Origin of the sequence: Hydrogenophaga pseudoflava (genome assembly GCF_031020795.1) — a bacterium.
In the GTDB taxonomy this organism is placed as follows: domain Bacteria; phylum Pseudomonadota; class Gammaproteobacteria; order Burkholderiales; family Burkholderiaceae_C; genus Hydrogenophaga; species Hydrogenophaga pseudoflava_A.
In genome coordinates, this window is the sequence record NZ_JAVHJP010000008.1 from 1 (window position 1) to 20,380 (window position 20,380).

General features: G+C 60.6%; 13 protein-coding genes. All 13 read right to left on the reverse strand.

Features of this window, described 5'->3' with window-relative positions; genetic code table 11:
- Positions 1 to 31: 31 nt before the first annotated feature.
- Complete coding sequence (locus tag RCO38_RS21215) at positions 32 to 631, reverse strand: hypothetical protein (protein WP_308330439.1); 600 nt, start codon at positions 629 to 631, stop codon at positions 32 to 34.
- A gap of 557 nt (positions 632 to 1,188) precedes the next feature.
- Positions 1,189 to 2,151 (reverse strand): TniB family NTP-binding protein, encoded by a 963-nt coding sequence (locus RCO38_RS21220; RefSeq protein ID WP_308330440.1) that lies wholly within the window; start codon positions 2,149 to 2,151, stop codon positions 1,189 to 1,191.
- Entirely contained in the window at positions 2,148 to 4,133 is a 1,986-nt protein-coding gene (locus RCO38_RS21225) for a hypothetical protein (RefSeq protein ID WP_308330441.1), read from the reverse strand. The genes RCO38_RS21220 and RCO38_RS21225 overlap by 4 nt, the downstream gene beginning before the upstream one ends.
- On the reverse strand, positions 4,130 to 4,894 hold the full coding sequence (locus tag RCO38_RS21230) for a hypothetical protein (protein WP_308330442.1): 765 nt from the start codon (positions 4,892 to 4,894) through the stop codon (positions 4,130 to 4,132). The genes RCO38_RS21225 and RCO38_RS21230 overlap by 4 nt, the downstream gene beginning before the upstream one ends.
- Before the next feature lie 489 nt (positions 4,895 to 5,383).
- Positions 5,384 to 5,629 (reverse strand): DUF6988 family protein, encoded by a 246-nt coding sequence (locus tag RCO38_RS24295; RefSeq protein WP_374694575.1) that lies wholly within the window; start codon positions 5,627 to 5,629, stop codon positions 5,384 to 5,386.
- Entirely contained in the window at positions 5,581 to 6,009 is a 429-nt protein-coding gene (locus tag RCO38_RS21235; RefSeq protein WP_308330443.1) for a DUF6988 family protein, read from the reverse strand. Before RCO38_RS21235 ends, RCO38_RS24295 begins: the two co-directional genes overlap by 49 nt.
- A 116-nt stretch (positions 6,010 to 6,125) precedes the next feature.
- Positions 6,126 to 7,799: an anti-phage-associated helicase HerA gene (gene herA, locus RCO38_RS21240; protein ID WP_445297934.1), complete on the reverse strand. Its 1,674-nt coding sequence runs from the start codon at positions 7,797 to 7,799 to the stop codon at positions 6,126 to 6,128.
- A 68-nt stretch (positions 7,800 to 7,867) separates the two neighbouring features.
- A complete protein-coding gene (locus tag RCO38_RS21245; RefSeq protein WP_308330445.1) occupies positions 7,868 to 9,130 on the reverse strand; it encodes an SIR2 family anti-phage-associated protein in 1,263 nt (420 codons plus the stop codon).
- A gap of 63 nt (positions 9,131 to 9,193) precedes the next feature.
- Positions 9,194 to 13,030 (reverse strand): helicase-related protein, encoded by a 3,837-nt coding sequence (locus tag RCO38_RS21250; RefSeq protein WP_308330446.1) that lies wholly within the window; start codon positions 13,028 to 13,030, stop codon positions 9,194 to 9,196.
- On the reverse strand, positions 13,030 to 16,296 hold the full coding sequence (locus RCO38_RS21255; RefSeq protein ID WP_308330447.1) for a DUF1156 domain-containing protein: 3,267 nt from the start codon (positions 16,294 to 16,296) through the stop codon (positions 13,030 to 13,032). Before RCO38_RS21255 ends, RCO38_RS21250 begins: the two co-directional genes overlap by 1 nt.
- 20 nt (positions 16,297 to 16,316) lie before the next feature.
- Positions 16,317 to 16,901 (reverse strand): DUF7680 family protein, encoded by a 585-nt coding sequence (locus RCO38_RS21260; RefSeq protein ID WP_308330448.1) that lies wholly within the window; start codon positions 16,899 to 16,901, stop codon positions 16,317 to 16,319.
- Between the two features lie 12 nt (positions 16,902 to 16,913).
- Positions 16,914 to 20,135 carry an ATP-binding protein gene (locus tag RCO38_RS21265; protein ID WP_308330449.1) on the reverse strand — a complete coding sequence of 1,074 codons (3,222 nt, stop codon included), beginning with the start codon at positions 20,133 to 20,135 and terminating at the stop codon, positions 16,914 to 16,916.
- The gene (locus RCO38_RS21270) at positions 20,132 to 20,380 is read right to left on the reverse strand and encodes a hypothetical protein (protein WP_308330450.1); all 249 of its coding nucleotides are present in this window, start codon (positions 20,378 to 20,380) and stop codon (positions 20,132 to 20,134) included. The genes RCO38_RS21265 and RCO38_RS21270 overlap by 4 nt, the downstream gene beginning before the upstream one ends.

Genomic DNA, 20,380 nt, shown 5'->3' on the forward strand with positions numbered 1-20,380 from the left:
TGAAAACTGGTTCGACTTCTTGCTCATGGCTCTATCCTCTCAGGGAAAAGAGCCTCCTCAAAACCCGGGGCGGTTCAGCGTCAATAGAAATCCAGCGTTCGCGTTCCGACTTCAATCGACCAACTTCGTCCTTGGGCATTTCATAGCAAAGGCCCCGCGCGCCAAGGCGTCGAGTGCGGTAGTTGGCTTTGCCCTCCTTGAGGTGTTGAACCAGGCTGTCTCTGCCGATGCCAAGTTGTTTTGCTGCCTCTGCCACAGGGAGGTAGGAGTCCAAACCAACCTCAGCAGCAACCAGATGGTCGACGATGCCGTTGAAGTCACGAGCAGCCACCTCGATAACCACCTTGAGAAACACCTGTAGCGGACCGCTGGTGGTGACTGTCTTGAGTTGTTGGTACCAACGACCCAGCAGTGCGTTGAGCGTTCTTGCCTGCGGTGAGCCGGCGGCTATGCGCTCAGCGACATGTGTTTCAAAGCTGTACGGCCAGTCACTGAGCAATGCATCCAGTGGTCGCAAGAAGCTCACAGCGCCCTGGATGGAGCTTGGTGCCGCAGCTCTCTGCCTCGGGCCCGGAACCGTTGCATCGAACTGTTGGCACAAGACGCGGACCAACTGAGTGACATCGCTCATCTGAGCTCCGGCGATGCGCGGTTCTATGCCACCTGAGTGCGCTCCTGCCGTGCTCAGCAAACTCGCTAGCCACAGCTGCGCTGGGGTGGCGCTCGGAGTTTGAACGAAGCGCAAGTCATGTCCACACTGGCAGAGTTCGATTCGTTCGCGGCTGTGAGAAAGATAGTCTCCACACGCCGGGCATTGGTCGACAAGTTGCCTGCCATGGTGGTGACAGGCGACTGCATAGCAGTGTTCCCATACCGACCGCAGGTGGACAGAGGACATCAGGCATTGAGGACAAACGGCGTCATGACCGAATCGGTGATGACTGCGCCAGGTCCTTGCGGTCGCTTCACGCTCGGCAAGGCTCTGCGTCCAAGCTGAGTCAAGTTGGAGGGCGCTGGCCAAGTAGTCGGGTTGTGCAAGCAAGCCCGTTCGCGTTGGCGAGACGCCTGCCATTTGCGCGAGCTCCTTCCAGTTCCAGAGGGCGTTGTTGCAGGCCAGGCGGCGGTAGTAGCCCAAAGGGGCCTCGTCGCTAAGCGGTGGGAAAGTGACTGTGAGTTCCATGGTGATGCTTAAGAGACGGCGCGGCGAGCACCCATTTCGTTGAGGGTCAACACACTCCCGTGCGCCTGGTCAAACTCGATGGGGGTGATGTGTTCGTTGGCGAACGCTGGGTGATTGGGGTGACCCGCCGTTTCAATGGCGAGTGCAGCTTGCTGGCAATGGGTCAAACCCAGAGGTCCAGGTGGTATGTCTTCGGTCAACGCAGCCAGCTCCTGCATGAACGCTGCGACGATTCCGATGAGACCGCCGCTGAGCAGGTAGCAGTGACCAATCAACTTCTCCCGGGTCAGGTCTAGAGGCCATCCTGCTTCATCAAACATCTTGGCGTAGGTCAAGACACAGGTCGCAAATGCCCTGCGCTCCTCGTCGTCTTTCCAGCGGTAAGGGCGAAACTCTTTACAGGCGCTGGCACGGAGTCGCAACTGCTCGTTAGCTTCGAAGAGGCGCTTCAGGCGCGGGACGCCCAGAAGAATCAGGGTGATATTCAGTTCATCGTGTACTGCCTTGAACCAGTCTGCGGCAGCGCGCGGAGGAACTTTTGACCCGGGTTCCACCAGGTGACTGGCTTCTTCAAAGATGAGTACGCGAGTGCCGGCCAGCTTGAGCTGCTCGTACATGCGCGTCAGCATCACACCAGAGGCGAGGCCGCGCTGCGGCAGCGGCACGCCCAGTGCTTCCAAGACACTCAGTGGAAGCAGCTTGGGGGACACGCCTGGGGGCAGCGGAACGCGAAGGACGGGAACAGCACGTCGTCCGTTTTCTCGCTCAGCAGGAAATAGGCGTGCAAGCGCCTTACCCAGCATTGTTTTGCCGACTCGCGAAGGACCAACCAGCCACACGATGCGCGGAACAAATCCGCTCAAGGTGTCGTCGATGAGGCGTTTGAGCAGCGCGTGCAGATGCGCGAACTGAAGATGTTGCAGCTCACAGGACTCGACGCGTCGTCGCAGTTGTCTCGCTGGGTTGTTCATCCGGCCTCTCCCGAGCGTCGGTCAAGAACAGCCAACGTTTCCACGTCAGAAAAGTCTGCGACCACAGCGTCTGCACCAACGGCTTCTCCCGGCGCGGTAGTCTTCAACGGAGAGGCTTTTGCACGCGAAACTGCCGCTGTGTGCTTGGCTTTGGCCGAAGTCTCCTTTGTGGTCTCTGGCTTGCTGGCCTTCCTGGCGCCTTTGGCGGGCCTCGTCGGCTTGGAAGCAGAAAACTGGAACAACTCGAGTTGGAACTGAAGGCGCTCTGCGTCACTGGCACTGTCATCAATGTCCGCTTCCTTCAGCAGCTTCAAGGCCTGGTCAAAGCTGTACGCCGGCGTGGTCTCATCGGCGGCAACGTTGACCAGTTCGATGAGCTCTTCCGAAGGCCCCAGAACCAACACACGCCGAAAATCATCCGGGTCAACGAGTACGTCCACCGGGTTTTCTCCAACCAGGCTGACAAGCTTTGGCAGGTTCTCTCCCTTGAAAGAAAAGCCGCGGTATGTGATGCCCGTTTTGCGCGACACGGTGCGGCTCTCATAGACGTACATGGTCTTTTGCCACTCTTGGCGCGACGGAGGCAGCGAGACTGACTGACCACGCACGTCTGCGGCGTGATGCCACCTTTTCCAGGGCGTGTTGCCGCGGGCCTCAGGGTCGGTAAACACCGTCATGAGCAAGCGCTTGAGCTTGCGGTTGGCCCAGTCCTCGAAGTACCAGCGCACAATCCATTTCTCGATTTCCTCGAGTGTCATGGGCAGGTCGTTGAGCTTCTCTGGGTCTCTCTCTCCGTCAACATCGTCGAAGCGGGTGCATCCGGGCAAGGTCTGCAGTGCTTCCTTCAGGGCGCGATTGAGTCGCTCGATGTATGGCTTTTCTTGTGGCGTGTTGGCTTTGCAGTGCATCACGTCGATGAAGAGGTGCGCAAGCTTGGAGATGCGTTCTCCTTTGTTTTCTGGACCGTTGTCCAGCACGAGCAGCATGGGTGTGCCGAAGCAATCTTTCTCTGTCGAGAGGCCCAGACCGGACAGGTAGCCTTCTTTCGAATAGAGGATGGACTCAATGCATTGAAGCGTGTTTGTGACGTTGGGGGAACCCACTACGAGCTTCCACCCAACAGGCATGCCGGTATAGCAGTCAACCGCATGCAGCCAGTAGATGCTGTGGCTCACGCCGTCGGGTGTGACGATGCGCCAGGGCAAGTGCACGGCGTCTTGCTCCACGCGTTCCATGAGGTATGACGTGGTGATGGGCGTCTTGGCCACCGACTTGAACGAGTTCGCTGTCCTCGGGTCCATCCGGTCAATTTCAAGCTCAGGACCGAATTCCTCAAACAGGACGTTTCTTACGTACGTTCTGCTGATAGGGTCGTTGGCCGAGACATAGCCGTTCGCTGCAGCTACCGCGTTGATGCTTATGACCAAGTCGCGCAGCGTCCAGCGCGATTCGGACTGTAGAAACTGGTTCTTGGCCAAAGCGACGACGAGTTGACGTACCTCTCGAGAACGCTTGGGCAGGCGATTTCCCTTGTTTTTGTGTCCGCTGTAGAGCGGGAGGTCGTTTCGGTTGCGCGTGAGCAAGCGATAGATGGTGGGATTTGAGGGAAACCGTCCAGCAGCTCTGCCCTTGTTGTGGTTGGCACGTACTCGCTCGATAGCTTGCAGAACGGAAATGGAAGCTGACTTCGTCAGGCGTCTGATTTCTTGAACGATGCTCAGGATGTGCCTGGTCTTCTCGTCCAGTGCAGTGTCTTTTTGGACCTGGGGGCTGACTTTGGGCGGCCTGTAGCCTGGACGCTCGTGGACCCATTCGCCACTGGCGACATTCTTCTGGAGGTCGGATAGCTTGAAGAACACCTCCTTCTCTGAGCGTTCGTCGAACAGCCGTATGCGACCTGCGGTCGGGATTGCGTCTGTGACCACGTAGCGCATGTCATCGCCGCGGACATACAGGTGGTCGTTTCGAAGGAGGTGCTTCATGATTCGAACCCTCCAATCAACTGCAGGTGTTCCAGGCAGCCGTAGGCCGGCTGAGCAGACATTGACCAGCAGATGCGTGTTTTGAGAAGTTCAGCCGAGAGATATCCGCGCACAAGAAGTTGCGTCATGGCATGAGGTGGCACGCCCAACTCCTTACCGAAGTCGCCCAGCGTCACAGCGCCTTTCTGTTGAGCTGACTCCACAGCATCGCTCGCAAGAAGCTCAAGCGGCTGGAACCGAAATCCAGCTGCGCGCTTGAGCAACTGGACATTGACATACGCGGGATGAGCTCGGTTGTTGGGCAGGACAATCCTGCGCAGGCGATAGCCAAATCCATGCAGCACGCTGCGGGCCTCTTGCAGCTTGAATTGGTAGTAGCCATCCCCTTCAAAGGCCTCCAGCTTTACCTCAAGTGCTTCTGAGCAGCGATTGGCTAGCTGGATTTCGAAGTCAGGGGTGTAGAACACGTCACCATCTCGGAAGCAGTGCCGCACGCGAGCCTCTGCCACTTCTTCTCTGGTGCGCAAGATGCGCCGGTCGACGATGTCGACCGTGAACGGCTGCGTCTTAAACGACGCGACCGACGGGTCGATGCTGAGCATGTGAGCGACGATGCGCTCTGCTTGGCTCTCAGGTGCGACCAGCCCTCCTGCCTTGTCCGAATGTGTTGCAAACGACCGTTTGCCGTAGGTCGGCGCGACATCCCGCACGCCTGCTTCCAAAAGGCGCCGAAGCGGGCGCCGCGCGTAGGTGCGCTTCATGGTGATTTCCTCCGATTGCTGTCACAGGCCCAAACCAAGCCTGCGTGGACGTCTAGCAATCGGTGGTGACGTTCTAAAGTGGCGCGCGACTTTAGATTCGCAGCGAATCACGAGAAAAGCTGCAATAGAGACTGCATACGACGTTGGCCTCAGTCGAGTGACCTGTGGAGCGCCAGGCACAGACAAGCTGAACCCAACTGCATGCTGCGCGGCCTGTTCGCTTGGCTGGTGGGCAATGTGATGAGCAAGCTACGGGAAAGTGAGCACATGCTCGCACAAAACAGGTGCTTTGCTACCTCGTTTTCGAACCCTTGCTGCTGAATCCTTGCTCAACATTCCGCTCTCCTATCCAATTTCGTTTCAGGGGGATGGAAGTTAATGCAGTAGCACGAAACGGGTCAATCGAATTTATTGAATGAATAGCCCTTGCTTGATTGACTTTGGTGATTTAGATTAAAGTCATTTGGTATGACTTCCAGGGCTTTAAATTTAGAATCGTTGGCTTGATGCAGCTACAGGCCAATTAATTGGATGGAAGCAGTCCGAGAACTCATCGATAAGCTTGCGCCAGCGGGCCTGGTTTTCAGGAATGCCGTTCGAGTTGCTCAAGGAGTCGTAGACGAGCTTGGGGGGATAGCCCGTGACGAACTTGGACAACTGATGCATGCCGCCATGTGTGTAGCTGTTCAGGGTTTTCCACGCGATGTCTTTGTACGCTTGAAGCTGCGCGACGATGTGCTTCGGGGCTTCTGTACCACGTCCAGGCGTTTCAGCATGTCGGCCAGCATGGGCAGGTCGTCTCCGCGGCGTGCGGTCTCCACCGTCAGCGGCAAGGACAACTTTTCGACTTGAGATTCAGTGGCCGCGAACTTCAGCCAAATGCCACGCACCAGGGTCTCAAACTGAGGTCGCAAAAGCGTGATGGCCGAGGCAGGCATACCGCTTTGCATCAAGAGCATTGCTGCCGTTGCGTGCTCCAAAGAAAGGAGTCCTGACTGGAATGCGAGCTCAAAGCGCAGTTCAGGGTACGGCTCTAAGTCGTCGACCAAGTCATGCACAGTCTGGTGCAACTCCAGACTCTTCTCCAACGTCGTTTGGAGCTGCTCATCATTCATACTTTTCAGACCGCGTTGTTTCGCAGCTCTCTAGGGTGACGTAGTCTATAAAGTTGAGGTGCTTAAGCGACCAGTGCACCTATAACCCTGGAGAGAGTGAAAGCGTTCATTGCCATTCAAGGCAACGCCTGGCCCCATCCCGAGAAGTTGCCATCATCTGATTTCGGGCGTGGAACAGCATCGGGCGCTCTAAGCATTGTTGGCATGGAGATGCTTCCGCCAAAGACGATGGCGGTTTGTCGAGCAAGCCCGGCGATACGACGAACCTCTCGGCGGTCTGCCCACTCGCTGGCCGTTTGAACCGCGTTAAGGTCCTTCTCCGAGGTCAAACGGAACGTCACCCAGTTGTTGCATTGAGAGAGAACAGTTGGCGAAATCTCCGATGGTCGCTGTGTGCTCAACCAGAGGGCGAGACCGAACTTTCGTCCCTCTTTCGCGAGGCGCTCGTAGGCCAGTGAATTGACGTCGGCGTCTTCACCTGCCCCAACGGGTCGCATGTAGTGGTGAGCCTCCTCCAAGACCAACAAGGTAGGGGCGGCATGCTCCTGACCGCGGCGGAAGAGTTCGTAGGCATAAAGCTCGAGCAACGAGCCCAAGACAAACGGCGTCAAATCGTGCGAGACGCGACGCAGGTTGACGATGTGTACGCGCCAATCGACCTGGGCTCCGCCAAAGATTTCCTCGACGAGTGCCGTGGACTCCGCCCGCCAGTTCAGTCCTGCGGCTGTCGGCGGCCCTCCGCGAACGTCCACAACGTCTGTAAACATGGGGTCTTCGACGAAGCGGTGTATCCGCGTGAGCAAAGGTGAGACGTTTCCATAGAGGAACGCATCTCGGGTAAGGCCCCCGTTCTTATGCTGAATCGCATGACTCTCCGCGACAAGCGCGGCGAGCGCCACCATCGGAGGCCATTCCGTAACCGCTGGCAGTGCACCCCCTGCCCTCAGTCGCTTGAGGGCAGCATCTGCGGCGTCAGCGCCATGCGACCGGCAGTCATCGAACAGCACGGCCCGCGGACTATCGCCAAGGCCAGCACCTCGGTCTGCTGGGAACCATTTCAGCTTACTGATGTTTTCTAGGGCGAAGGAGAGCGCAGGACGTTGAGTCTTCTCGCTGGGGATAAGCAGTCGGTTGAGTCCAAACCGACCCAGGGCGTAGTACGGCACTTTCAACGAGTTCGCCTCCGTCCCTCCCAGGGTTGTCAGCTTCACTGCTCCGGCAGGAAGTTCTGGCAGGTCGAACGCCTCTGGGTACTCGCCGTTGATATCGAAGATGACGATGCGCGCTCCTGGCAGTCGAACCACCTGCTGCAGCACTGCTGCCGTAAAGCAGCTCTTGCCTTGTCCCGAGCTTCCCAGTACTGCGACATGCCTCGATATCAGGCTCTCCAGCCCGACGCGCAGCTGCCCGCCACCTCGCAAGTCCTCGCCCAAGGAAATAGGTAGGGCTGCATCGATAGGGTTGCCAAGCGCAGCCGACAGCTCAGAACTCGTCAACGGGAATGCCTCCGCCCCGAGGGGCGGTGTGGGCAGGGAGTCGCTGACGAATGTGGTGCCGCTGGCCTCACGGGCCAACCGCCCGACGACCACGCCCGTCACGTTCCGCAGAGGTTCAGACTGATGGGAGCTTGACCCCACGCCGAGCCGGTGAGCCTCCTTGGGCTCAGCGAAGCTCAGCGAGAGGACCTTCATCACTAGCAAGCGGCTCCCCGCGTCCAGTGCCAGCAGGCTGCCGACTTCGGTCACGGGCGAGACGCCCTGGAGGTGCGAGGCGAATTGACCGCGGTGCATGTCCAAGAGGTTCAGCGTTACCTCGGGACCGTCAATCTGCACCACATAGCCGATGGGCTGCCGGCTCCTCACACCAAGTCTCCCAGGCCGAGGTCATCCGGGCCGTCCAGACCTTCGGCAGGCTCACGCAGCGTCTTCTCAAGCTTGCGCATGTCCTCGTCGTACAGCAGCGGGTCGGGGAGTTGGGCAGCCAACTTGTCGAGATACGCCTCTGCGCTGCCACCGACCACTGTCACGCGCGGGTTCTTCAGCGACAGAAGCTTGCGCACGGCGTCGGGCAAGGTGGCAGCCTTCACATCCCCGTTAAATTCCGGGAAATAGATAACTAGCTGCAGCGTCGGATTCAGAAGTGCAGAGCGGAGCAGTCGATTGATGTGCTCATCGCCGAAACCGTAGCCACAGACCACAAGGGCTGCCTGCGGACGGGCGAGGAACTCCGAGAACCGGCGGAACAGCTCACCGAGCACGTAGCCCACGGTCTGCATGTACTTCGCCGCCCTGGGCATGACCATGAGGCCGAGCTCAGTCCTGCCTGCGTCAGTGAGGAACATGTGAATGCGCCTGGCTGCAAGGCGCGCCTGTACCTCGTAGACCTGGTCGGCCTCTTCACGCCAGCTCAGTGACCCGTGCAGCTTGGCCAAGTAGATGTTGTAGACACCAAAGCGAGCCTCGCCTCGCGCCTGGGTGTTGCGATACCCAAGGTCAAAGCTTTGAGGCGAGAACCGCCGTCCATGGACACCCAGGAAGCCATTGACGACCTGCAGGTCGATGGACTCTGCGGCCCACTCGATAGCAAGGTCATAGTTGGTCGTAAAAACCCAGGGTGCCGCCTGGCCGGGCTGACGTGCGGCCACGAGCTTCTGCAGCACTGAGCGGTGGTTCTCCAACTGCTCTGCGTCAGCTTCGGCGCCGCCTGGTGATGCCCACCAAGCTGGCTGTAGGAGCGCAGCGCGCACGACGGCGCGTGAAAGTTGGGCTCGAACTGCGGCGAGCCGGTCAGCCTCTGCATGTCCCTGGCGGCGCCATTCGACGTAGGCAATCTCCAACGCATCGCCCAACTCTTCAACGTTGGGAACCTCGCGCAGGCCCGGGTCGCCTTCCAGCGCGCCCTCTTTGACAAATTCTTGGTCGACGAGCCATTGGGCCTCGTCTGGAGACGTAGCCAGGAAGTCTCCCCATAGGCCTGCCATCGTCTTGCCACCGGCTGCCACGGAAGCTCCGGCACCCAGCAACAGGCCAACGTTCTCAAGGCGCAGCAGGGTCGCCAGATGCGCCCTCAGCTCGACTTCATCCTTCAGCGGGGTCGCCCCGCGGACAGCTACAAATGGCATTCAACGCTCCCTGAATTTGGTCTGCTTGGTTGTCTGAGCCGAAACCTTGAACACTGGCCTCGCTCAGCTAGCCTCCTTGGCTAACTTGACCATGCGCTGTACGAGGTCCGACAGCGGAATGTCATCGTCGCCACTGCCCCGCCTGGCCTTCTTCAGACCGACGCGCTCCTTCTTAAGCGTGTTAGCGATGTAGGGCTGATAAAAGGCGGGAACGTACAAAGACGCGCCTGATGCCTCCAGCAGCCCTAGGGCAACCTCAGCGTTCACCACGGTCGTTTCGAGCTTGGTCGTTCGCAGGGTTCTGCTTGCGTCGGGAAGGTACTGGCCCAGCTCGCTCAGCCGGGCTCCTGCTGGAGCGCTGGCAATCAATGAGCCGGCAGACTGCAAGTGGGCTCGCTGATGAGCCATGCCTGCCGTAGCGGAAACCTTTTCGGCGCGTGCCCACCGCTCGAGCTCTTGGCGCGCCTCCTGGGCCGAGCTGGCGGCCTGTGTGCTGGCAGCGCCGGCAACTGCCACCGCCGTCTCAGATACGGTCGCTGGCAGTTGCTCGAAGCGCTCGATGGGCACCTGTTGTCCATCCTCCAGCGCCAAAGACCACCTGACCACCGTTCCGCCCTGCGGCACGGCGATTTCGGACCGCTCCAGAGCGGTGCAGTCTTCTCGCAGCGAGACGATGAACTTGAGGACGCTCTCGAACTCTGGCACTCCCCAGGTGGCGAACTTCACCTGCTCCGAGTGCCCTGGCACACCGCGCTCATACAGCGCCCGCGAGGCTGTAAGGATGCAGGGCTCCAGCCCTGGGATGCCTCGAACCAGCAGCCCCTCGCCATGCTCGGTTTGAACAACCTCGGAGCCCAGTGCCTTCAGAGTCATCGACGACACCAATGCCCCGTACATCTCGTTCAGCGAGATGGGCAACTTTTCAGTAGCCGTCTCCTCGTCGAGAGACGCGTACACTGAGTAAAGCTCGTCCGGCGTCAGTTCCATCGCCTGGGCACGCTCCTGAGCTTGCTGCAGACGCTGCTTGACGCGCTGCTCCAGCTGGTCCCGGGTGATTTCCTTAGTCGCCAGCTGTCGCAGGTCGTTCGGCATCACAGGCAACAGGATGGTTTGCTGCGCACCGACAGTCCCCGCCGCCCCGCCTATGCGGCTTTGGAGCCTGACGTACAGCTCTTCCTCTGCTGTTCCGGGGTAAGCCAGGTTGGCAACGTAGATGACGTTGTGGCGTTGCCCGATGCGGTCGATGCGGCCGATGCGCTGTTCGACCTTCATCGGGTTCCAAGGCAGGTCAAAGTTGACTAGCAGGTCTGCAGTCTGCAGGTTCAAGCCTTCGGCGGCCGCGTCCGTGCACAGAAGCACGTCAATTTCACCAGCTACGAAGCGGCGCTTGACGTCCTCGCGCGTGGCACCGCGCCAGACAAGCGGTGACCCGGTCATGAACGCGCATCGCGGTCCGGCAAAGACGCCCAGACGAACCGCTGGAGCACTGCGCTCAATCCACGATTGGATGTCCAACAGCGTGTCGTAGAAGCGTGTGAACAGAACCAGCTGCCGAACACGACCATTGGCAAGCGAGCGGCTCTGCAATACCTGCAGCAGCGCACGGACCTTCGGTGAAGGCTTCTGAGCCAGCGGTTCCAGTTGCCCGATGAGCTTGGAGAGCTCGTTGCGCTCCCACTCGAGGTCGTTCTTGCTACGGGTGTGCAGGCCGGCGAAAGTCACACCCTCACTTGCGGCTTCGGCCTCGTCATCAACCTCTTCTTCCCACTCTTCTTCATCCAGGGCTAGCTGCTGCGGCAGCTGCCCTGCAATGGCTAGTTGCACCTTCTCATGCCGCCGGCGGAGTGTGTCCAGGATGGCCTTGTAGCTTGATGCGAATCGCAGGTTGAAGAAGCTCAGCATGAAGCCCACAGCCGTGCGCTGCTGGCTGTGGGTCTTCACCTGCTCCGAGAGCTCCTGGCAGTAGGGCTCGAAGGATTCGTAGACCGCCCGGTCTTCCGCGGTCAGTTCAACTGCCGGCAGCAGGACTCTGCGCTCGGCGAGATTTCCAGCAAGCTTTCCGTGCTCGCGATACTTCTGCAGCAGCCCTCGGTTGTGCCGCATCATCACCCGCGACAGGGGTGCTACAGCGAAGAGCAGACGGGTCACTGCCCGTCGGGCTGGGGCCACCGGCGCAGCAGGTGAGGACTCGATGGATTTCAACCACTGTTCGAGGTCACGGCGGTCCCGCCCGCGCAGCATCGTCCGGCGGATGAAACCAGCGACCGCGTCGTCGTTGGCCATCACGTGCCGCACCACGCGGCACATGAACGCCCATTCAAGCTCCTCGAGGTTTGCCCCTCGACGAAGCTTGCCGAGCAGGTGGTAGTAGGCCAGCGCCACCTGCGTCTGCTGTCCGAATGGGCCAAGGCGGCGAGTCAGCGAGGCCAAGTCCACAGCCTCAATCGGCTCAATCTGCATCGGCGTGGCAGTGGCGAGCCACAGGCTCCGTGCCTTGGGTCGCAGCACCTCTTTGGTGACTCCGAAGAGCTTGTTCCACTCAGCACCACGTTCCGCCCACTGTGTGGGGTTCGAGCGCCGGGCGTAGTGAGCTTCATCCAGAAGCACAACATCCCAGTCGGCAGACGCTTTCAAGTCCTGCTGACGTTGGTCGCGGACCAGCAGGCCCGTGGAGACGATGTTCAGGTCAACCGAGAAGAGAGACTCAGCGGGAATCTCGACCTCTTGCGGCCAAAGCAGCTTGTGGCGGTTCTTGTTACCAGTCAGCGCTCGTGAGAAGGGTAAAAAAAACTTTTCAGCCAGCTCTCGCTGCCACTGTGGAGCCACGCTGGCAGGGGCAGCAATCAGGACGCGCTTGACCTTGCCCGAAAGCACCAGCGACCGGAGGGCAAGACCGGTCTCAATCGTCTTGCCCAGGCCGACCTCATCACAGAGCATCCACGAGAGCGGCCAGCCGTCAACCAAGCGGCGCGCCACGATGCGTTGGTGCGGCCAAGCCTCAATCGGGGCTGTCTCGATGCCCAGGTACTGCCCGTTGCGCATGAACGGTGCGTCCTGGATGAATTTAAAGGAGAGCCACTCAGCCAGCGTCGGCTTGAGGTCGACTGGCGCCGCGCTGGTGCCGTCCACTTCAGTCGGCGGGTAGCTTGGCGGCAGCAGACCGGTCGACGTACCTTCGGCGAACGAGACCAATTTCGCTCGAACTGCGTCTGGCAGCGTAAGGACTCGGAACGCAGGATGCTCGCTGGCCCAGAGCGTTGCGAACTCTTCCTCGGCCTCGTCCGCACGCTGGCGTGCGTCTTCGCTCCGCCAGGCGCAGTGAACGTCGATGTTCTCGGCGTTCAGAACGAGGGCAGTCTTGGACTCGTTGAGCGAGCCGGAGATGTACATCCGGTCGCCAGCCGCATCAGCCAGCACCGCCCACTTTTCATGCACGTACCCGTCGACCTGCGACTCCAGCGGGATGGCCTTGCCGGTCTGGACGTGCACCCGCAAGGCAACGCGCACCTCCAGCAGGCCAGCCTTGACCATCCAAGCCAGGAGCTCCACCCCCCGTGCTTCAGGCTCTGACCAATTGGTAGGCTCGCCCAGTGATGCCTCGAGCCCCTTGACCAACCGTTCCTGCTCGCCCTGCAGGATGGCCTCGACGTCGTGGGCCTCCAGGTCAGCGCCTACCAAAAGACGCATCTTTCCCTGACGCTCAGCGAACGCCGAAAAGCCTTGGGAAGCGGCAGCCAGCGAGGTGGACCTGAAGTAACCCGCCACCCGGTCGTAGCGAGTGGCGCGCTGCAGAACCGGGATGTAAAAGTCATGCAGGATGCTGACGGCCTTCAGCCCGGAGGTCTTGTAAGACAGCCTCCAGTTCCAGTCACGGAAATTTCCGGGGGCCGTAACCATCATCACACCACCGCAGCAGACCGCATCCGGAGGCCGAACAGCAGACCATCGGCAGCCTTCTTCAGAGCTCGGTCACCGCACTCCAGGGCCCACACCTCGAGCAGGTCTGTCACTCGCTCGATGTTGTCCTTCGCATGTGTCTCCAGGTACGCGCGGGCCACCGGAATGTCGCCCTGCTCGTACTTGACCAAGGCCCCCTGCATCACATCCCAGAGGCTCTGTGGTTTGTCCAACCGCTTGACGGAACGCTCGGAAGGCAGTGTCAGGCGAAGCTTGGAGCCCTTGCGCACCACGGGGGCGTGGTATCCGACGTCATCCGATGCTTGCGCTTGGCCACGGCGACCCGTCGCCTCTTGGTTGTACCCGAGCATGCGGTCGCCGTCCTCCAATCGATAGCCAGCAGCCTTGGCTTCCATGCGAACGTTGAGAGACTTGGCTACGTTGTTGGCTTCGTCAAAGGCCATCGCACCCAGGCCGAAGATGCCGAACAGCGTCAGGGCCATGGAGGTCTCCGGGTCCAAGTCGTCCACAGATAGGCGGCCGTGCGTGATGCGGCTGATTTCCTGAGCGGCGACAACGCGGGCGGCCTCGTTCATGGCGCGGACCGGGCCCACCGGCTCGTTGCCATCCACAACGGGCCAGGCCTCCGACAGCACCTGCAGTGCGCGCCCGTAAGAGGCCACCATCCGGTCAACTGGGTTGAGCTGCAGTGGCTCGAAATCGTGCAGCGCTTGCCGCACGGACTCGCGGACCTTGTTGGCCACACCGGTACCGCCAATGCCGGTCCAAGTGGACGGCAGGCGGTCTTCAATCGGGCGCTTGCGGCAGGTGATGAAGATGGAGCTGGCAGCCGCGGCCACGTCCTTCTGATGCATCGAGTTCTCGCCCTCGGATTCGACCGGGAAACTGGAAGTGATTTCCCACCCGGACTCGATAAGTGAACGCGTCAGCGTCTCCCATGCCTCCTGCTGCTTGTGGGTGAACATCATCGTCATGAGTCCGTCGTCGCGTAGCACGCGGCGACAGTCTCGGAAGATGTCGGTCATCAGGCGCTCGTAGGCCGTCGAAGCAGCCGAAGCAGACCCATCGCGGACTGGATTGGCCACTGCCTCGTCGGCCTTGTTGGTCATGCGCCGAGTGAACAAGGAGGGATACTGGTCAGCAAGGGTGCGCTTCTGCCAGACATAGAAGAAGTCAGACAGTTCTGCGTACTGCACGTTGTTGTAGTACGGCGGGTCAAGCGCCAAGAGGTCGACGCTCCCGTCCGCAACAGCCGTCATAGAGGCGGCAGAGCCGTTGTTAATGGTGACTGGGGGCTTGCCGCCGGTGGCCTCGAAAACCGGCTTCACGAGCTCGGAAATCCCGCGGTATGCGTCCAGAACCTGCGACAGACCCCAGGCTGCGCCAGAGTTCGGCCCAGAGAAAATCATCTCCCCGAAAGTCCACTTCATTGAGAAGTCATGGCGCGAGAAGGTCCCTTTGATGACTCCTCGCGTGAATTCCCATCGGGTGTAGGCGCTGTTGTAGTCGATTCCCTTGTCCAGCGCGAACTGGAGGTACGTGATGACTGCGCGCGCGCGCTCAGTCCCGAGCTCTTCGATGATGGTCGGCTGGAGGCGATTCAGTTCCTCCGTCAAGACCAGGTGCCCAAGCAACTGGCGTGGCGTGAACATGTCGCACCACCGGGTAATGCCGTAGAGGCGGTGCCCCCGGTTGTAGTTGCTCTGCTCAGGAATGCTCTCGGTCGGAATTAGGCCGGCCTCATCCCAGCGCTCCCAGTTCTCTTTCAGCTTGGCTTCAGCCAAACGCAGACCTTCGAAGTCGCACTCGTTTGGCGCCCTGAAGTAGCGAACCTTTTCCACCTTGAGTTGACCCGCACGCGCACCTGTCGAGAACCGCTGCAAGTTGCCGTGCTTGTCGAGCTTGGGTTGCAGGCGGATGGCCACGACGCTGTAGAGCCGGTCCGTCCATTTGCCTTGCGGCGACTCGCCTCGGGCTTGCGCCTTGATTTCGTCGCCGTCGATGGCTTGCTTGCAGTGCACGCACTGGCCAACGCCGTCACTGACGGTGTATCCATCCGGGTCTTCACCTCGCGGCCCGCGTCCGTTCTTCACGCGGTATGTCTCAAAGTGGACTTTGCCCTGCTTGGAAGCGCCGTTGGGAACCACCCGCACGCCCCATGGGTCGCCCGCCTCTTTAGATAGCCAGTAGGTGTTCAGCAGCGGGGCTTCTCCGCCGCAGTGGGGGCACGTGACTTGACGGGTGTACAGAAACCCCATGAAGTCGTGCTCTCTGGAGAACTGAGCAACAAGGTCCTCATTGTCCTTCACGCAAGACTTCAGCGACTGGAGCTCGCTTTCGGGGATATCCGAGAACTCGCAGTACGGCGCCATTTGGCCTTCAACCCGGGAAAGCAGGCGCTTCCCCCAATGTTCTATGTCCGCAAAGAGGCCGGGGCCAAAGCGCGCGGGGTAGTCCAAGGTGGCATGAAGAATGGTGGTCGCTACGGGGTTGAGCTCGTTCGCGACCACTGTGTGCCCGAGTCGCAGTGCCTCGAACGGGATGGAACCGCCACCTGAGGTTGGGTCCAGCACGACCAAGCCACTTGCTTTCGGTGGATGGTCATTGGCGAAGGCACGGCCGTAGGCATACAAGTCTTCGGAGGACCAGCGTAGCTCTCCTCCGAGGAGTTGCTTCACCTCAGGCAACTTGGCGAACTCGATGCGAGCTGCGACATGGGCCGGGTCGCCCATGATGCGAGAGACGGGCCATGCATCACCCAAACTGAAGTCAGTGACGGTGAGAGGCTTGGTTTCGGCTTCCCATCGCTTCAGCACCGGATGGTTCGCAATTTCATCGCTGCCGGTACGAAGCAGCGCGATGGTTTGGCGCGCCTCGGCCCGTCTCAGGTTTTCGGCCTCAAATGCGCGCTGCGTGACAGCAGTGATTGGCAACCATTCCTTGCCCTGGCTAACCTCAATGCGCTCCAGCAGCGTGCCGGTCAAGGCCCATGCCTGGTCTCCGAATTTGACGACTTTGCGCTCGATGCCAAGCTCCCGAACGAAGGTATCCGGGTCGGTATCAGCTGGTGCCAGAGATGCAACGATGGCAGCCCGAGATGGCGTCAACGGGCGACGTGCCCACCAGACGTGCAGGAAATAGAGCGGCGGCAGCGCCGAACTCGCGCCGCGTTCGCGCTGGGTTTCAGCTCCCACTTGGTGGCATGGGAATCCTGCCTCAATCAGACGAAGGTCAGTGCGATTGGTCATCGTTGATTTCTTGCTGATGGTCACTTCGACCGCATGGCGTCGAGCATGCGCACGACACCCTCATCGTTTGGTTGGCCAGCTAGGAATAATCGCAGCCCAGAGACGGCCCAGCGGTTGGCATCTGGGCCGAAATCAGTGATGCGCGACAGCCAGTAGAGGGCTTCCTCACGCGAGAACAGCAGGACTCGCCGGGTCAGCAGTTCGACACGCTCGGCGTCCGGCAGTCGCTCTTGAAGGCGGAAGATGAGGGCCAGCTTGGCCCCCGCCTCTTCATCCAGCGGCAGCGTGACCCGTTGGCGCAGACCCTCTTGGGTCAAGAAGCGGTCCACTTGTGTCGGCACACCCGAAGCGTCGACCCCCGAGGAGCACGCCTTCTTCAGCAGGGGCAGCAGGCGGCGCAGCGTCTCTCCCTTGACGAAGCCGCGCTCCACCCAGTTCTCCCCCCGGCGCTGCTCGGCCTCGTCGCGGCTGACGCGCTCCTTGACAACAAGGATGGGCGGCGGCTGGTCTTTCCACTCGGTGATGCGCAGGACGAACGGCGCCGATTTGACCAGGCCCTTGAGCTGCCGGTCATAGTGGTCTTGCAGTGAGGCTTTCGTGGCCATGGGCTTGTGCCGTCAGGCACCCTTCAACTTTTTGATGAGACCGCAGTCGGCAACCGGGCCCTTGACCTCAAGCTCAGCGGCAGTGTTGGGGCCCACCTTGGCGACGCTCATCAGCACTTCGAACAGCTCCTGCAGAGCCTTCATGTCTGCCGCGCTGACGTCGTTGAGCTGCAGGCGAACGGTGCCACCATCGGGTAGGACCAGGTCGAAGACGTCGAGGTAGTCCACCTTGGACTTGCCGCCCTCGGACGTGTACACGTTGCCCATACGCTTCAGCAAAGGTAGAAGCTTGGTACGAGACTGGTCGGCTTCCACCCGGAAGCCTGGCTTCGCGGCGGCCGTGAGCCATCCTCGCTCGGCAGCTTTTGCGCGGGTGATGATGCTGTGCTCAGGCGTTACCTGGTCGAGCAGCGTGTTGCCGCCGGACTTCAGCTCGGGCTTGTAGTTCTGCTCGGGTTCGCCGACGTAGTACGCGATGGCTTCCTCGCTTGCCAGCGTGTGCAGAGCGTCGAGCACCAGGTTCTGGGGAACATTCCCGTGCTGTGTCGTGATGACCGTGACGACGTCCGCGACCTTGGCGGCGCCTTGGTTGATGACAGCCTCGCGAGTCCAGTCCTTGACTTTGGCAGGGCTGATGCTGCCAGCCATCCAATCGCGCTTCTTGGCACCTGGCTCCGTGACGATGCCCCAGCCCGCCTCCTCAAGGTTGACGTCCATGGGCACGCCACCTTGTTCGCGTGCAAAGAATTTGTCGGGCTTGTCGTTGTTGTCCTGCAGGCGGTAGACACACCAGTAGCCTTGCACTGCACCCTGGCGAAGGATGCGGTCTAGTAGGTCGGCGCGCTCCAGCATCGGCCAGTTGCGGCGCTGGTTGAAATTGTCCCGAACCGTTTTGACTTGAAGAGCATCCACGGCGTCGAAGAACAACTTGTTCAGCTGGAGCAACTTCTCCTGGGTGAGCGCGTCGTCTTGGGTGACGAGCTCGCCGTCACTGCGCAGGACCTCGCGGACCTTTTGCACCACGGCGATACCCGATTCGCCGCTGGAGGTGCGGACCTCCTTGCGAGCCAAGTTGCCCGAGGCAGAGGGGTACCAAAGGGTGTCGTAGAGCCGAACGGTTTCCGTCTCGAGGGCCTTTTCGCGTTCGGCACGCTGGGCACGGAAGTTGTCCGCCTCCAGGTGCTTCTCGGTCAGGCCATACGCGCCCGGTTGCTCGGCCAGGCGACGCATCGCAATGACCTGCTTGGCAATGCCGAGCAGCTTTTCAAAGGCTTGCGCCGTGCGTTGTGTCTTGTCCTCGTTCCAGGGGCCGTCCTGCACGGCCTTGCAGGTCTGAGGCAGCAATAGCAGCAGAAGGTTCTGGTTTCGCCGCGGGCCGGCGGCGGCCTCAGTGACCATCCGTTCAACATCGACGCTGCTAGTGCCCAGTGCCACCACGGCAAGCTGGGGTTGTCCGGGCTTGTCCTCGACATGGCCCGGCTCAAAAACGTCGTGGACGATACGAAAGACTCCGGCTCCATCTTTGATGGCCGACCGGACGATGCCTGACACGTACTCCTGCGCAAGCGCATCGGTGACACCGTTGCGGATGCTGCCCAGGGCGCGATTCACCGACGGGTCCAGGCTTGCGTAGTAGCGACCGTCGCGTTCGCGCAGGTAGAAGGCCTCGTCCTTCAAGGCCTTCAAGGCCATCTCAACTTGCGGACCGGACATTTCCGGCATCACGCAGGTGAGCTGAGCCTCCTGCTGGTTGATGCCAAAAAGATTGGAGGCGAGCCCCTCAGCACGGCCGGCGAGGCTGTGCAGGAAGACGGCACGCCACACCACGACGTGCATTGGGATGCCTGCAGGGTGTGGATTGGCGCGGTCGCACAGTTCAGCCCGGCTGTAGCCCGCTTCCATCTCGGAGGACCCGGGGCCGCCAACGTCGGTGTTGACGACGACCTGGAGCTCACCCGTGCCAGTTCGGCCCAGTAGCTCGTTGAGGATGCGCTCGTCCTTCAGGTCTATATCGCCGGTCTGCACAATCGACAGAGGACGCTGCTTCTCCCAAAGGTTGCGGATGACCAGCGACAGCATCCGCAGCACACCGCGGGTGCCTTGGAAGTTCTCGACCGAGGCGAGCTTCTGGTTCAGGAACTCGATGAAGGTCGGGTGGAACGGATAGAAGTTCTGGATGCGCTCGACATAGTCATTGCCTTGCGCGTGCGCCGGCAGGTAGCTGGACGACGCTTTGTAGGCCTGACCAAACTCTTTCGCGACCTCGGCTGCCTTGGCCGTGTCGATGCTGGTGAAGAGCCGACGGGCGAGCAGGCGTGAAAGCTCGGAGGCTGCTACGGGCACGACCGTGGTGGCGGCACGTGCGACCACGCTGTTGGTGCCTTCCGCAGCCTTCTCTGCAAGCGCAACTGCCTCGGCCTCAGTGACCTCCTTGCCCATCACCTTGCCCACGACGTCCTTCAGGGACTTGGCCTGGCGAGAGAAGGCGTCCGTCGAACCAGAGAGCGTGATGACCACCGACAGGCCTTCGTTGGTCTGTGCGTAGTTCAGCAGCGTCATCAAGAAGGCCTGGAGTTGCTCGGCGCCGTTGGCTCGCGCCGCTTCAAGACGGGTGGCGTACTGAGCCATCTCGTCCAGCATCACCAGCACCTTGTTGCCGGCGAACACTGCCTTCATGAACTCCTTGCCCGGGGCCGAGAAGCTGGTCACTTCGTCCTGCAGGGACTTGTAGAGCGCCTCGCCGCCTACCTGGTAGGCCATCTCGCCCCAGAGGGTGTACGGCTGAACCTTCGCGCCCTTGACCGCCTGAACCGGAAGCTCATCGCCGACGATGCCCACGACGATGACGCTGCCAGGTGCCGGCAATAGCTTGTCGTCCAACAGCGCCGTTGTGACTCCCGCCAGAGCGGTGCCGTGCTTGCCGATGTGCGTGAGACCAATCAGGGTGTGGGTCTTGCCGCCCCCGAAGCCGGTTTCCAGCCTGTGAACTGCGGGCGCGGACAGGTCGCCGGACAGGCGTCGGTAGACGTCCCCCAGCACCTGACGCATGCCGTTGGTGGGGTAGGTCGCCTGTCCGAAGAATGTCTTCGGGTCCGTGTAGACGGCGCTCGCGGCCGCCGCACCACCTTGGTAGTGCTCCAGCACGGCAGACAGACTCGCCGTGAAGACTTCAGGGTTGAAGCTCCCGGTAATCAGGTCCGGGCGGGGTTGGCAGACTTGGTAGATGGTGGTCATGGGCGTCCCTGGCTGGTCGGTTCTTCTGGCACTGTTGAAATCTCCTCCTCCGTCGGCATCGTCAGCCCGTGTCGCGCGTAGTAGTCCATCACCAGCGCCTCAAGCATGTTGGCCATGCTCCGGTGCTCTCGTTCGCCCATCTGTCGAAGAGCGACCTTGAATGTCTTGGTTGTTTTGATAGACAAAACTTCTGTTTTTCTGGACGTGGCCATAGCTCGCCCCGGTGGTAAGTAGATGTATTCCAT